General features: G+C 70.9%; 15 protein-coding genes. 4 read left to right on the top strand and 11 right to left on the bottom strand.

Annotated features, from left to right (window positions below):
• Positions 1 to 19: 19 nt before the first annotated feature.
• Genes mnhG through mbhE form a run of 7 tightly spaced genes read right to left on the bottom strand, consistent with a single transcriptional unit; the run spans position 20 to position 6103 of the window.
• Positions 20 to 832, bottom strand: a complete 813-nt coding sequence (gene mnhG / locus BN948_RS25740) for a monovalent cation/H(+) antiporter subunit G (RefSeq protein WP_009519455.1) — start codon at positions 830 to 832, stop codon at positions 20 to 22.
• Positions 829 to 1122: an MrpF/PhaF family protein gene (locus BN948_RS15735; protein ID WP_009519456.1), complete on the bottom strand. Its 294-nt coding sequence runs from the start codon at positions 1120 to 1122 to the stop codon at positions 829 to 831. The genes mnhG and BN948_RS15735 overlap by 4 nt, the downstream gene beginning before the upstream one ends.
• Entirely contained in the window at positions 1119 to 1451 is a 333-nt protein-coding gene (locus BN948_RS15730) for a Na+/H+ antiporter subunit E (RefSeq protein ID WP_009519457.1), read from the bottom strand. The genes BN948_RS15735 and BN948_RS15730 overlap by 4 nt, the downstream gene beginning before the upstream one ends.
• Complete coding sequence (locus tag BN948_RS15725; protein ID WP_009519458.1) at positions 1448 to 3007, bottom strand: Na+/H+ antiporter subunit D; 1560 nt, start codon at positions 3005 to 3007, stop codon at positions 1448 to 1450. The genes BN948_RS15730 and BN948_RS15725 overlap by 4 nt, the downstream gene beginning before the upstream one ends.
• Entirely contained in the window at positions 3004 to 3366 is a 363-nt protein-coding gene (locus tag BN948_RS15720) for an NADH-quinone oxidoreductase subunit K (protein ID WP_009519459.1), read from the bottom strand. Before BN948_RS15720 ends, BN948_RS15725 begins: the two co-directional genes overlap by 4 nt.
• Positions 3366 to 3779, bottom strand: coding sequence for a Na(+)/H(+) antiporter subunit B (locus BN948_RS15715; RefSeq protein WP_009519460.1), 414 nt, complete (start codon positions 3777 to 3779; stop codon positions 3366 to 3368). The genes BN948_RS15720 and BN948_RS15715 overlap by 1 nt, the downstream gene beginning before the upstream one ends.
• Complete coding sequence (gene mbhE / locus BN948_RS15710; RefSeq protein ID WP_009519461.1) at positions 3776 to 6103, bottom strand: hydrogen gas-evolving membrane-bound hydrogenase subunit E; 2328 nt, start codon at positions 6101 to 6103, stop codon at positions 3776 to 3778. Before mbhE ends, BN948_RS15715 begins: the two co-directional genes overlap by 4 nt.
• A 209-nt stretch (positions 6104 to 6312) precedes the next feature.
• Here mbhE and modA point away from each other — a divergent pair, with 209 nt between their 5' ends.
• Genes modA through BN948_RS15690 form a run of 4 tightly spaced genes read left to right on the top strand, consistent with a single transcriptional unit; the run spans position 6313 to position 9329 of the window.
• Positions 6313 to 7068 carry a molybdate ABC transporter substrate-binding protein gene (gene modA, locus BN948_RS15705; RefSeq protein ID WP_009519462.1) on the top strand — a complete coding sequence of 252 codons (756 nt, stop codon included), beginning with the start codon at positions 6313 to 6315 and terminating at the stop codon, positions 7066 to 7068.
• Between the two features lie 21 nt (positions 7069 to 7089).
• On the top strand, positions 7090 to 7761 hold the full coding sequence (gene modB / locus BN948_RS15700) for a molybdate ABC transporter permease subunit (protein ID WP_009519463.1): 672 nt from the start codon (positions 7090 to 7092) through the stop codon (positions 7759 to 7761).
• 13 nt (positions 7762 to 7774) lie between these two features.
• Positions 7775 to 8464 carry a sulfate/molybdate ABC transporter ATP-binding protein gene (locus tag BN948_RS15695; protein ID WP_009519464.1) on the top strand — a complete coding sequence of 230 codons (690 nt, stop codon included), beginning with the start codon at positions 7775 to 7777 and terminating at the stop codon, positions 8462 to 8464.
• Positions 8465 to 8504: 40 nt separating this feature from the next.
• Entirely contained in the window at positions 8505 to 9329 is an 825-nt protein-coding gene (locus BN948_RS15690; RefSeq protein WP_035622486.1) for a TOBE domain-containing protein, read from the top strand.
• Positions 9330 to 9386: 57 nt separating this feature from the next.
• On the opposite strand, the gene BN948_RS15685 is transcribed toward BN948_RS15690, so the two are convergent.
• From BN948_RS15685 to BN948_RS15670, 4 genes are all read right to left on the bottom strand, one after another.
• Positions 9387 to 10766 (bottom strand): type II toxin-antitoxin system HipA family toxin, encoded by a 1380-nt coding sequence (locus BN948_RS15685; RefSeq protein WP_009519468.1) that lies wholly within the window; start codon positions 10764 to 10766, stop codon positions 9387 to 9389.
• A complete protein-coding gene (locus tag BN948_RS15680; RefSeq protein ID WP_009519469.1) occupies positions 10763 to 11074 on the bottom strand; it encodes a helix-turn-helix domain-containing protein in 312 nt (103 codons plus the stop codon). The genes BN948_RS15685 and BN948_RS15680 overlap by 4 nt, the downstream gene beginning before the upstream one ends.
• 158 nt (positions 11075 to 11232) lie before the next feature.
• Positions 11233 to 12675, bottom strand: a complete 1443-nt coding sequence (locus BN948_RS15675; RefSeq protein WP_009519471.1) for an NAD-dependent succinate-semialdehyde dehydrogenase — start codon at positions 12673 to 12675, stop codon at positions 11233 to 11235.
• Positions 12676 to 12768: 93 nt separating this feature from the next.
• Positions 12769 to 13959, bottom strand: a complete 1191-nt coding sequence (locus tag BN948_RS15670) for an HPP family protein (protein WP_009519472.1) — start codon at positions 13957 to 13959, stop codon at positions 12769 to 12771.
• Positions 13960 to 13978 lie beyond the last annotated feature (19 nt).

Below are 13978 nucleotides of genomic sequence, written 5' to 3'. Positions count from 1 at the left end.
CCCGATCGTAGGCCCGCGTTCAGCGCAGCACGCGCAAAGGCCGCAGGCCCGGCAGGTCCAGGCGGCCGGCGACGTCCACGCGCAGGTCCAGCACGCCCTGATCGAACCAGCCTTCGGCGGCGACCGTCATCAGCGTGGTTTCGTCGCAGCAGGCGCGCAGCACGGCGCGCGGGCGGCCCTCCTCCAGCTGGGTGCTCCAGCGCAGGCCGCTGGCGCGCGCCGCCGCCTCGAAGCGCTCGATCACGTCGGCCGCCGCGCGGCGCGCCTGCGCGATGCGGTTCTCGCGCATGCGCTGCGCGTGCCAACCGGCACCGATCGGCACCGGTCCCACGTTCTGCAGCCGTGGCAGATCGATCACCGCCACGCCGCACAGTTCGGCCCCGTGGCGGCGTGCCAGCGCCACCGACTGCGCGATCGCCTTGTCGATGTGCGGCCCGGCCGCCAGCGCCAGCAGCACGCGGCGCACCGGTGCGTCGTCGCTCGGGTGTGCTTCGTCGAGGCCGCCGCGCGGCAGCACGCCGGCCAGCGCGTCCTCCCGCGTGCCGCGCCACAGGGGCACGCCGCTGAGGTAACCCGCTCGCCCGATGAGGTGACCGGCCACTGGCGTGGTGAGCAGCAGGAACAGCACCGCCAGTGCGGCCTTGATCCAGGTCCCCGCGTCGCCATGCAGCGCGGCCACGCCCAGCAACACCAGGCCGCTGCCGGCCACGCCGGCCTTGGTGGCGGCGTGCATGCGCATGAAGAAGTCAGGCAGGCGCAGCACGCCCAGCGCCGCGAACAGGCACAGCAGCGCGCCGCCCAGCAGCAGCACGGATCCGATCCACTCGTTCATGGCCGCTCCTCCTCTTGCCGCGCGCCGCGCGCGATGAAGCCCGCGAAAGCCACGGTGGCCAGGAAGCCCACCAGCGCCACGCCCAGGGCGACGTCCACGAAGGCAGGCGCCCCCGAGACCAGCGCGGCCAGACCGGCGGCGGCCACGCCGATCAAGCCCAGCATGTCCAGCGCGATCACGCGGTCGGCCGCGGCCGGCCCGCGCACGATGCGCACGCCCGCGGCCAGCACCGCGCCGGCCAGCAGCAGCGCGCTGATCACCAGCACGCCATCAAAAAGGGTTTCGTTCATTCCAGGCACTCCTTCACGCGGCGCTCGAAGCCGCTCTGGATCTGCGCGACCGTGTCGTCGCCCAGGTTCATGGCGTGCACGTAGAGCACGCCCTTGTCGTCCGACACATGCAGGCTGGTGGTGCCCGGTGTGAGCGTCACCAGGTTGGCCAGCAACGCGATCGAGGCGTCGTCGCGCAGGCTCAAGGGCACGGCGACGATGCCGCTGCGCTGCACGCGCGAGGGCCGCAGCACCGCCTTGAGCACGTCGTTCACCGACAGCACGAGTTCGCGCGCGAACAGGCCGGCCAGCACCAGCCAGGCGCGTGCGCGTTTCAGCCACAGGTTCATGGGGCAACTCCTTCGGGCAAGGACACGGGGAGCGGCGCGGCGGGCGCCTGCGCGCCCAGCACGGCCTGCACGTAGGCCTCGCGGCCCAGCATCTGTTCGGCCGCACGGATCGAGAAGTCGACGAAGGGCTCGGTCCACAAGCCGATCGTCAGCGTGATGGCGGCCAGCGCGGCAATGGGCAGCAGCAGCGCCGCGCGCGAAGCGCCGTGGGCGCGCCATTCGCTCGCGGCTCGCATCGACCGCTCGCCCGGCGCCTTCCAGAAGGCCTCGTTCCAGATCTTGAGCATCGAGTACAGCGTGAGCGCGCCCACCACCAGCGCCACCACGGCCAGCGCCACGTGGCCGGCCTCAAGGCTCGAGCGGATCACCAGAAACTTGGCCCAGAAGCCCGACAGCGGCGGCAAGCCCGCCAGCGAGAGCGCGGGCACCACGAACAGCAGCGCCAGCATCGGCGCGCTGCGGTGCAGGCCGCCGATGCGCTTCAGGTCGTGCGACCCGCCGGCCAGGCGGATGGCGCCCGCGATCAGGAACAGGTTGGCCTTGACCACGATGTGGTGCAGCACGTACAGGATGGCGCCCGCGATCGCCAGCGGCGTGGCCACGGCCAGGCCTACCAGCATGTAGCCGATCTGACTGATGATGTGAAAGGACAGGATGCGCCGCACGTCGTAGTGCGCGGCCGCGCCCAGCACGCCCGTGACCATCGTCAGCGCGGCCAGCACGCCCACGATGGGACCGATGAAATCCAGCGTGCCGCCAAACACCAGCGTGAAGCAACGCAGGATGGCGTACACGCCCACCTTGGTGAGCAGCGCCGCGAAGATGGCCACCACCGGCGCGCTGGCCGTGTGGTACGCGGCCGGCAACCAGAAGAACAGCGGGAACACCGCGGCCTTGGCGCCGAAGGCCAGCAGGAACAGCAGGGCCAGCGTGCCCACCAGGCCCTGGTTGGGCACCTGCGGCAGCGCCAGCGACAGGTCCGCCATGTTGAGCGTGCCCGTGAGGCCGTAGAGCAGGCCCACGCCCAGCAGGAACAGCGTGGTGACCAGCAGGTTGAGCACCACGTACTTCACGCCGGCGTCGAGCTGCGCGCGCGTGCCGCCCTGCACCAGCAGGCCGAAGGACGCGATGAGCATGATCTCGAACCACACGTAGAGGTTGAAGATGTCGCCCGTGAGGAAGGCGCCGGTGACGCCCAGCAGCAGGCCGTGGTACAGCGGGTGGAACCACGCGCGCTCGCGCTCCTTCGCGCCGCTGGCCAGGGCGTAGACCGACACCGCCACGGCCATCAGGCCGGTGATGACCACCATGGCGGCGGCGAAACGATCGGCGACGAAGCTGATGCCGAAGGGCGCGGGCCAGCGGCCGAACTGCGTGGCAAGCACAGTGCCGTCGAACACGGCGCGCAGCAGCAGGCCACTGGCGATGAGCAGCCCGGCGCTACCGAGCAGGCTGATGGCGCGCTGCAACGCGGGCCTGCGTTGCAGCAGTGCGCACAGGGCCAGCGTGGCCAGGGGGATGGCCACGGGCAGGGTGAGCAGCAGGTGCGGCGTCATGTGCCGTGCTCCGCGCGCGGCTCGGCCTCGCGCATGGCGTCGGGGTCCAGCGTGCCCAGGGCGCGGTGGGCGCGCTCGAACAGCACCACGGTGTAGGCCACGAGCGAGAAGGAGATGACGATGGCGGTGAGGATCAGCGCCTGCGGCAGGGGGTTGGCGCTGGTGGCGATGCCCAGGGCTCCCTCGGGCACCAAAGGAGGTGTGTTTGACGACAGGCGCCCCGCCACGAAGATGGCCAGGTTCACCGCGTTGCCCAGCAGCAGCAGCCCCAGCACCATGCGCAGCAGTTGCCGCGACATGAGCAGGTACAGCGCGGCGGCGAGCAGGGCGCCGAAGCTCAGGGCGTAGAGGGTTTCCATCAGTGTTCGGCCTCCTCGCCGAGGTAGTAGCCCACGAAGGCGCACACCGCGCCCAGCACGGCGAGGTAGACGCCGATGTCGAACACCAGCGTCGTGCCCAGCGCGAAGCCGTTGTCCCAGAACCGCCACTGGTGCGTGAGGAACGGCGCCTGCGCGAACAGCGCGGGCAGGCCCGAGGCCAGGGCCAGCAGGAGGCCGACACCGGCGATCGAGGCGGGCGGCCAGCGCAGCGCCTTCAGCAGGGCCGCGCGCCCGCGCGGCAGCGCGTGCACCGTGAAGCCGGCCGCCGCCACCAGCCCGCCCACGAAGCCGCCACCGGGCTCGTTGTGACCGCGCCAGAGCAGGTACAGCGAGAACAGCAGGGCCAGGGGCAACAGCATCCGTCCGGCCACGGTCAGGATGGGGGAGTTCATGCGGCGCCCTCCTCTTCATCGGGCGAAGGTGTGGTGCCACGCGAGCGTCGCGTGCCCGCCAGCGCGGCGGCCGCGGCCAGCGCCGCCAGCGCCAGCACCGTGATCTCGCCCAGCGTGTCCAGCGCGCGGAAGTCCACGATGATCACGTTCACCAGGTTGCGGCCGTGCGCTTCGGGCACGCTCGCGGCGCGGAAGAAATCGGACAGGCGCTCGTCGAACGGCGTGGCCAGCACCGACAGCAGCAGCAGCGAGGCCACCGCGCCGAAGCCGATGGCGATGGCCGCGTCCACCCGGCGCTGCGGCGCGGTGCGCGCGTCCTCGCGCGCGAAGGGCATGCGCCCGGCGATCGCCAGCAGCACCACGATGGCCACCGCCTCCACCGAGAACTGCGTGAACGCCAGGTCCGGCGCGCCGTGGAACAGGAACACCAGCGCCAGCCCGAAGCCGACCATGCCCGCCGCCACGATGCCGCGCAGGAAGCCGTGTGCGCGCACCACGGCCCAGGCCGCCAGCAACAGCAAGGCCGGCAACAAGGCGTACAGCGACAGCGCACCCCGCAGCGACGGCCAGGCCAGCGCGCCGCGCGCGAACAGCGCGAGGCCCACCGCCCCGCCCACCACCACCAGCGTGGCGCCCAGGTAGCGGCGCAGGCTGCCCGACTGGATGCCCTCCGTCTGCCAGCGCGCCAGCGCCTGCAGGGCGGACATGGCGCGGTCGTAGCCCGCGTCGGGGCCGTGCGTGGCGATGGCCTCGCGCGCCGCCAGGGCGCGGTGCAGGCGGTTCCAGCCCCGGTAGATGGCCACGCCCAGCGCCAAGGTGAACGCGCTGAGCACCAGCATGGGCGTGAGGCCGTGCCACAGCGACAGCGTCGTCTCGGTGGGGTGGCCGGCCACGGCGCTCGCCGCGGCCTGCACCAGAGCGCCGGCCAGGCCGGGCGCCAGACCCAGCAGCAGGCCCAGCGCGGCCAGCAGCGCGGGGCCGATCCCCATCGCCAGTGGCGGGTCGTGTGGCGTCTGCGGCGTGGGGCGCAGGGGGCCCCAGAAAGCGCGCACCGTCACCACGCCGGCCACCGCCACCATCACCGCATTGGCCAGGATGGCGATGGCCACCGGCAGCCAGGACGCGGTGGCGCTGAGCTGCGCCTCGTACACCAGCTCCTTGGCCACGAAGCCCACGAAGGGCGGCAGCCCCGCCATCGACAGGCCCGCCAGCAACGCGGTGGCGGCCGTCAGCGGCATGCGCCGCGCCAGGCCGCCGAGCTGCGTGCTGTCGCGCGTGCCGGCCTCGTGGTCCACGATGCCCGCGACCATGAACAGGCAGGCCTTGTACAGCGCGTGCACGATGAGGAAGGCCACCATGGCCGTGGCCGCCAGCGGGTGCGGCAGCGCGATCAGCGTGACCAGGGTGCCGAGCGACACCACCGTGGAATACGCCAGCACGCGCTTGAGGTCCGTCTCGCGCAGCGACAGCAATGCGCCCGTGAGCATGGTGGCCAGGCCCGTGGTGAGCAGCAGGCCGGTCCACAGCGCGTGCTCGCCGAACACCGGGTTCAGGCGCGCCAGCAGGTACACGCCCAGCTTGACCATGGTGGCCGAGTGCAGGAAAGCCGACACCGGCGTGGGCGCCACCATGGCGTTGGGCAACCAGGCGTGCAGCGGCACCTGGGCGGATTTGGCGAAGGCGCCCAGGGCGACCAGCGCGATCACCCAGGCGGCGTGCGGGTGCGTGGCCAGGCCCTCCATGGCCAGGATCTCCGAGATCCGGAACGTCCCTGCGGCCTGCCCCAGCAGGATGGCGCCGGCCAGCAGCGCCAGGCCCCCGCCCACCGTGATCAACAGCCCTTGCTGCGCCGAGCGGCGCGAGGCCGCCTGTTCGGGCGTGAAGCCGATCAGCAGGAAGGACGCCAGGCTGGTCAGCTCCCAGAACACCAGCAGCACGATCAGGTCGTCGGCCAGCACGGCGCCCAGCATGGCGCCCATGAACAGCGTGAGCCGCGCGAAGAAGCGCGCGATGTCCGCGTGCCCCGCGAGGTAGCGCGCCGCGTACAGGAAGATGAACGTGCCGATGCCCGTGATCAGCAGCGCGGACAGCAGGGACAGGCCGTCCGCCCGCAGCGCCAGCGCGACGCCCAGGCTGGGGATCCAGGGCGTGACTTCCACGCGCGCGCCATTGGCCAGCACCTCGGGCAGCAGGCCGGCGAAGCCCGCGCACAGCGCGGCCGGCAGCAGCCAGGCCAGCGCGGCCAGCGGCGCGCGCCAGCGCAGCAGCGCCCACAACAGGGGCGCGGACAACAGGGCGGTGAGGACGAGCGAAGTGAGCGACATGGGCGGGCGGGGAAAAGAGCCCCGTCACCCGCTTCGCAATCGCCATGCCGCGCGATTCGTGGACGTCATCGCCTTTTGAATCAATCACTTGCGTGAGGCATTGGTCCGGTGACGTTCAGAAAGCTGAACGTCACCGACGCGCCGCGTTGCGCCGGACGAACGGCTCGCTATATTCGCTAAGATATAGCGCTACCGACTGGAGTCCCACCATGCCGCTTCGCCCGATCCGCACGCTGGCCCTGTTCCTCGCGGCTGGCCTGTCCGTCGCCGCCCAGGCGGCCGACCTCACTGTCTCCGCCGCCGCCAGCCTCACCAACGCCTTCAAGGACATCGCCCCCTTGTTCGAGGCCGCCCACCCCGGCACCAAGGTGCAGCTCAACTTTGCGGCCTCGGGCGTGCTGCTGCAGCAGATCGCCAAGGGCGCGCCGGCCGACGTGTTCGCCAGCGCCGACCAGGACACCATGGACCAGGCGCAGGCGCAGAACCTCGTCAAACCCGCGCAGCGGCGCGATTTCGTCTCCAACAGCCTGGTGGTCATCGTGCCCGGCGCCAGCACCAAGGTGCCGGCGGCGGTGGCCGACCTGACCCAACCCGCCTACGGCAGGATCGCCATCGGCCTGCCCGCCAGCGTGCCGGTGGGCCGTTACACCAAGAGCGTGCTCGAAGGCGCCAAGCTGTGGGGCGCCATCGAACCCAAGATGGTGGGCGCCACCAACGTGCGCCAGGCGCTGGATTACGTGCAGCGCGCCGAGGTCGACGCCGGCTTCGTCTATTCCACCGACGCGGCGCTGATGGCCGACAAGGTCAAGGTGGCGCTGACCGTGCCCACGCCCAAGCCCATCCTCTACCCCGTGGCGCCGCTGCCCGCGGGCCCCAACGCCGCCATGGGCGAGAAGTTCGTCGAGTTCCTGTTCACGCCGCCCGCGCAGGCCGTGCTGTCGAAGTACGGCTTCGGCAAGCCCTGAACGTTCGCCGCAGGTTCTGTCGTGGCCGACGCCTGGATCCCGCTGGTCCTCACCCTGAAGGTGGCGGGCTGGGCGACCGCGCTCAACCTGCTGTTGGGCACGGCGGTGGGCTATGCGCTGGCGCGCGGGCGCTTCCCCGGCCGCGACGTGCTGGACGCCGCGCTCACCCTGCCCCTGGTGATGCCGCCCACCGTGCTGGGCTACTACCTGCTCGTGGTCATTGGCAGCCAGGGCGTGCTGGGCGCCTGGCTGCTGCAGCACTTCGGCATCCGGCTCATCTTCACGGTGGAGGCGGCCATCATCGCGGCCACCATCGTGGCCTTTCCGCTGGTGTTCAAGGCCGCGCGCGCCGCCTTCGAGACGGTGGACCCGCAGTTCGAAGACGCGGCGCGCACGCTGGGCATCGGCGAATGGGCCATCTTCTTTCGCGTGACGCTGCCACTGGCCTGGCGCGGCATCCTCGCCGGCCTGCTGCTCGCTTTCGCGCGCGCGCTGGGCGAGTTCGGCGCCACGCTCATGGTGGCGGGCAGCATCGTCGGCAAGACGCAGACGCTCTCCATCGCCGTCTACGAAGCGGTGCAGGCGGGGCAGGACGGCACGGCCAATTTCCTGGTGGTGGTCACCTCGGTCGTGTGCCTGGCGGTGCTGCTGGGTGCCGGCAGGCTGGTGCCGGGCCGGGTGGCGGCGCGCTGATGGGGACGCGGCCATGATCTGGGACCTGTCCCTGCAGAAAACCTTGCGGCAAGGCGACTCGCGCTTCGACGTGGACGTGAGCTTCCAGTCGTCCGCGCAGCGCGTGGTGCTGTTCGGTCCCTCGGGCGCGGGCAAGACGCTGACGCTCAAGATGGTCGCCGGCATCCTGGCGCCCGATCGGGGCCGCATCGCCGTGGCCGGCCGCGTGCTGTTCGACAGCGAACGCGGCGTGCGCACCACCGCGCAGCAGCGCCACCTGGCCTACATGTTCCAGGACTACGCGCTGTTCCCGCACCTCACGGTGCGCCAGAACGTGGCCTTCGCGGTGCGCCAGGGCCTGCGCAACCCGTCGAAGGACGAAGCGAACACCGACGTGGACCGCTGGCTCACCAGCTTCGGCCTGAACGCGGTGGCCGGGCACCACCTGCACCAGATCTCGGGCGGCCAGCGCCAGCGCACGGCGCTGGCGCGCGCCCTGGTGTCGCGGCCCACGGCGCTGCTGCTGGACGAACCCTTCGCCGCCCTGGACAAGGGCTTGCGCCAGCGCCTGCGCGATGAACTGAAGGACCTGCAGGCCGAGCTGCAACTGCCGCTGCTGCTGATCACGCACGACGACGACGACGTGCGCCACCTGGCCCAGGACGTGGTCTGCCTGGACGCCGGCCGCACCGTGGCCTGCGGCACTGTCCTGGCAAGCCGCTGATATCCTCGCCGCGGGCCCGAGGGCCGCAGGAGCAGCCACGATGGCGACGAACAAACGCAGGAGCAAAAACCCGCTGGAGGTGCACGGCGCGCTCTGGCTGTCGGCCGGTGGCGCAAGCCTCGCCGGCCATGGCCGCATCGAGTTGCTGCGCGCCGTGGCCGAACACGGCTCCATCACCCAGGCCGCCAAGGCCTTCGGCATGAGCTACAAGGCCGCCTGGGACGCCATCGACACCATGAATCAACGCGCCAACCAGCCCGTGGTGGAGCGCAGCATCGGTGGCAAGGGCGGTGGCGCCACGAAGATCACCGATTTCGGCCAGCGCCTGATCGCGCGCTACGAACAGGTGCACGCGGTGCACCAGCGCTTTCTAGGGCTCATCGAACAGGGCGCGATGGACCTGGACCAGGAGTTCTCCCTGCTGAAGGTGCTCAACATGAAGACCAGCGCACGCAACCAGTGGTTGGGCACCGTCACGGCGGTGCGCGCCGGTGCGGTGAACGACGACATCGAAGTCGCCCTGCCCGGCGGTCAGTGCCTGGCCGCCACCGTCACGCGCGCCAGCACCGAGTCGCTGGCGCTGCGCCCGCAGATGGCGGTGATCGTGCTGATCAAGTCATCGGCCGTGATGCTGGCGGTGGACCTGACGGGGGCGCGTGTCTCGGCACGCAACCGCATCGAAGGCCGCGTGGCGTCGGTGACGCCCGGCGCGGTCAACGCCGAAGTGGTGCTGCGCGCCGAGGGTGGCGTCGAGGTGGTGGCCGTGGTACCGCAGGGCGCGGTGGCCGAGCTGGGCCTGTCGCCCGGCGCCGAGGCCACGGCGCTGATCAAGGCCTCGGACGTGGTGCTGGCGGTGGTGAGCTGAGGGCGTTGCGGGCATGCCCAGCAAGGCTCGGGCCTTGTGTGGGAAGCGGAAGTTCCGTCACGAGGCCGGGCGCGCGCGCCGCTTGCGGGGCCGCGGCGCCATCAGCGGTGATTCGCCGAGTCGGGGCGTGGCGTACTTTTCCGCCGGTGCCGGTCGGGGCAGATCCTCTGCTGCCGCGGTCTCGACCCAGTCCGGCAGGCCGAAGGTGCGTCGCTCGCTCAGGCGCTTCATGCCCTCGTTCCACTCCCACAGCATGCGCAGGCCCACGGGTGCGAAACCTTGCGTGTGACGGATGTGGTGCTTGAGATCCGGCACCACCCCATCGACGGCGGTGCACACGCGGTCGACCAGCGCGCGCTGGGCGGCGGGCTCGAAGCCCAGTTGCTGCTGCAGGTAGCGCCACAGGGCCTTGGTCGCATCCCAGCGTTTGCGACCATCCAGGTACATGCCCGGCGGGTTGTCTGCGTAGCGGTCGTAGGCCAGGATGGTGAGCATGTCGTAGACGGGCGCCACCTCCACGTCCTGCAGGCCGGTGTAGAGAAAACCCAGGTTCTTGGTGTGGCAGTCCGCGTTGCCCAGCGCATAGGTCAGCAGCAGCGTGACGGCCAGGCGCTCGTTGGAGGCGCGTTGGCGGTCCGCGGGCACATAGTCGCGGACCAGCCGGGCCACGCGCTCCCAGGTCGATTCGTACTTCTGCTCGGGCGGCAGGCCCAGCAGGCTGCAGAAATCCTCGAAACCCTTGCGCTGGCCGGTCGCCGGATCCACGTCGAATCGTTCGACCACCAGCACCTGACCATCATCGGACACCATCGTCGCGGCGGCGGGCACGCCCGAGCGTCGGGCCGCTTCCATGCACAGGTGTTCGTTGAGCGCGATGAAGGGCTGGTGATCGGAGCCAGCCTTCACGATGTGCCGTTCGGTCGCGACGGTTCCCTTGCGGAACAAGGCCTCGGTATCGGGGCTGAGGAACTTGGGCACCACGCCGGACACGCCCGAGGCCGCGAAGCGGCTCATCAGCTCCAGAAAGACCTTGTGCGAGGCCTCTCCATGCAGCAGCGGTTTCAGGTCTGTCGCGGCCAGTTCGGGCTGGGGCCGCTGCCCTGCACTCACCTGCACGCGACCAATGAGGTTGTGGCCGACCACCGACAGCAGGTCAAGCGGCCTGGCACCCAGGTGCGGCCCCAACTGCTCCTTCAACACAGACAGCAGAAAGCCTTCGGGCAGGCTGACCTGGAAGAAGGGGTGCAGGGTGGGCCAGCGAAAGGTTTGGCCTTCGACGGGCATGGTCAGGGAGACGAAGTGCCCAGGCTCGACCCCGGGCAGGTAGCGCATGACGTGCTCGAAGCCGTCCGGGCTGTCGAGCGTGGCGACGGCGTCGCCGTCCACGAAGACGTTCAAGCCCAAGGGGGAACCTTCGCGCGGCCGTGCGGGGCTCATTGCGCATCCGGCCCGGTGTTGCGGCCCTCGCGCACCTCGTGCAGCACGTCGTTGAGTGTGGGCCTGCGCACGACGGCTTTGAACTCCAGTTGGAGTTCCAGTACCTGCAGCAGGCGCAGCAGCTTGGACAGGGAAAAGTCGGCGGCGCTTCCCGACTCGAAACGCGACAGCGCTTCCTGTCGCATGCCGGCGGCAGTGGCAACCTCCGTCTGCGTTTTGCCGGTGGCCTTGCGCAGTGCCTGGAAGCGTTGACCGACCTCGGGCAGCGTTTGGAGCGGATCGGGGCTGGAATATGTGTATGGAGACATAAATTCACCTTTGAGAGCGAATTTATGCCATGGAACGCATTTCAGGAAGTCTTGTTGTAAAAATGCGTTCAATCGCATAAATGGCAGGGAGAGTCGAGAAATATGCGCTGAAGTGCATTTTCAAGCGCCATCGGGTCGCGGCCGATGGCGCCGCCGGCTCAGACCCCCACCACCGACACCGCCTTGGTGTTGAGGTACGCCTCCATCGCCTCGGGGCCGCCCTCGGTGCCGTAGCCCGAGTCCTTGATGCCGCCGAAGGGCAGCTCGGCCGAGGGCGTGGCCGGCTGGTTGATCCACACCATGCCCGCTTCCACACGGTTGGCCAGCAGTTGCACGTTCTTGAACGAGCGCGTGAACGCGTAGGCTGCCAAGCCGTACGGCAGGCGGTTGGCCTCGGCGATCGCGTCCTCCAGCCGGTCGAACGCGCGGATGCCCGCGATCGGGCCGAAGGGCTCGTTGTTGAACAAGTCGGCCTCCAGCGGCACCTGGCGAATGATGGTGGGCGCGAAGAAGTTGCCGGCTTCCCCCACGCGCTCGCCGCCGGTGAGGATCTCGGCGCCGTGCTCGACCGCGTCCTTCACCACCTGGGCCATGGCCGTCACGCGGCGGGCGTTGGCCAGCGGGCCCAGCGTGGTGCCCTCGGCCAGGCCGTCGCCCAGCTTCAGGCCCTGAGCATGGCTCGTGAGGGCGCGCGAAAAATCCTCCACCAGGCTGCTGTGCACCAGGAAGCGCGTGGGCGAGATGCAGACCTGCCCCGCGTTGCGGAACTTGGCCGCGCCCGCGGCCTTCACGGCCAGGGCCACGTCGGCGTCCTCGGCCACGATCACCGGCGCGTGGCCGCCCAGCTCCATGGTCACGCGCTTCATGTGCCGCCCGGCCAGCGCCGCGAGCTGCTTGCCCACGGCGGTGGAGCCGGTGAAGGTGACCTTGCGGATCACCGGGTGCGGGATCAGGTGGCCGGAGATTTCGGCCGGGTCGCCGAACACCAGGCCCACCACGCCGGGGGGCAGGCCGGCGTCGACGAAGCAGCGCAGCAGCGCGGCCGGCGCGGCCGGGGTCTCCTCGGGCGCCTTGCACAGGAAGGAGCAGCCCGTGGCCAGCGCTGCGCCCATCTTGCGCACGATCTGGTTGACCGGGAAGTTCCAGGGCGTGAAGGCCGCCACGGGGCCCACCGGCTCCTTGATGACCATCTGCTGCGCGGCCAGGTTGCGGCCCGGCACCAGGCGGCCGTAGACGCGGCGGCCCTCCTCGGCGAACCAGTCGAGGATGTCCGCGCCGGCGAGGATCTCGCCCTTGGCCTCGGCCAGCGGCTTGCCCTGCTCCTGCGTGAGCAGGCGCGCGATGTCGCCGGCGCGTTCGCGCAGCAGCGTGGTGGCGCGGCGCATCAGGGCCGCGCGCTCGTAGACCGAGGTGTCGCGCCAGGTCTCGAAGCCCTTCTGCGCCGCCGCCAGCGCGCGCTCCAGGTCGTCGATGCCGGCGTGCGCCACCGTGCCGATGACCTGGCCGGTGGCCGGGTTGCGCACGTCGATGGTCTTGCCGCTGGCGGCGTCGACCCACTGGTTGGCGATGAGGAGTTGGGTGCTGGGGTAGGTGGTGGTCATGGGCGTGGTGCTGAAGCGGGTGTCAGGGGCCCGGCCAAGTCGGGCCGAAACGCGCACCATACCCCAGCAGGTCCGGCGCGGATGTCTCCGGGGCTAACCCCGCACCGCCGCGTCCATCGCCCGGATCAGGTCCGACTGCGTGACGATGCCCACCAGCCGGCGCTCGGCGTCGATGATGGGCAGGTGGCGGTGCCCGCCCTCGGAGAACACCGGCACCAGCTCGGTCAGCGGGCGGTCTGCGCTGGCCACGCGCACCTGGCGCGTCATGATCTCGCCCACCGTGTGACGCGGCGTGGGCCGGTGCATCTGGCGCAGCAGCGCGCGCAGGCGGAAGTTCACGCCCTCGTGCACGTCCATGTCCACCTGGCGCATGAAGTCGGACACCGTGACGATGCCCACCAGGTGGTGCTGCCGGTCCACCACCGGCAAGGCCTTCACGCGGTGCTGGCGGATCAGCGCCCAGGCCTGGCGCAGCGGCATCTCGGCGCGCGCCGTCACCGGGTCGCGCGTCATCACGTCGGCGCAGCGCAGCTCACCCATGGTGCGCTGGTAGGCCGCGGCCTCGGCGTACTGCATCAGGTCCTGCAGGTCCTCGCGGCTGATGTCGAGCACCTGGTTGTAGTGCGCCAGCGCGGCGTCCAGGTCGCGGCTGGTGAGGCGCGCGCCGCCCGGCTCGGCCGGTGCCGGGTGGTGCACGTGCGGCCAGCGCCGCCGCGTGAGGTTGTTGTAGAGCAGGCCGGCGGCCACCATCAGCGCCGAATCCAGCAGCACGGGTTGCAGCGCCACGCCGAAGTCGTGGCTGCCCATCAACACCATCAGCAGCGCCGACGCGCCGCCCGGCGGGTGCAGGCAGCGCAGCGCCAGCATCAGCGCGATGGACAGGCCCACCGCCAGCGCCGCGCCCAGGGCCGCGTGCGGCACCCAGATCGCGCAGGCCACGCCCACCAGGGCCGACAGCGTGTTGCCCCCGATCACCGACCAGGGCTGCGCGAGCTGGCTGGAGGGCACGACGAACACCAGCACGGCGCTGGCGCCCAGCGGCGCCACCAGGGCGGTGGCCAGCGCGTGGTCGCCACCACCGGGTGAGAGCCAGGTGGCGCCCACACCGGCGATGAGGATGCCCAGCGCCGCGCCGATGCAGGCGCGCCATTTCTCGCGTGCGTCGATGGTCTGCGCGGCGGGCCACAGGGCGCGCAGGGAGAGCAGGAGCTCGGGCCAGAGTGTGTGCAGGAGGCCGTGCAGCGCGCGGCGCCACGCGGGCCGGCGCGGGGTCGCGAAGGGCATGGGAGACGGGGGGGATTGG

It is taken from the genome of Hydrogenophaga intermedia (assembly GCF_000723405.1).
GTDB classification, from domain to species: domain Bacteria; phylum Pseudomonadota; class Gammaproteobacteria; order Burkholderiales; family Burkholderiaceae_C; genus Hydrogenophaga; species Hydrogenophaga intermedia.
Note: the sequence above shows the minus strand (reverse complement) of the source record. Positions and strands in the feature narration are given on the sequence as shown.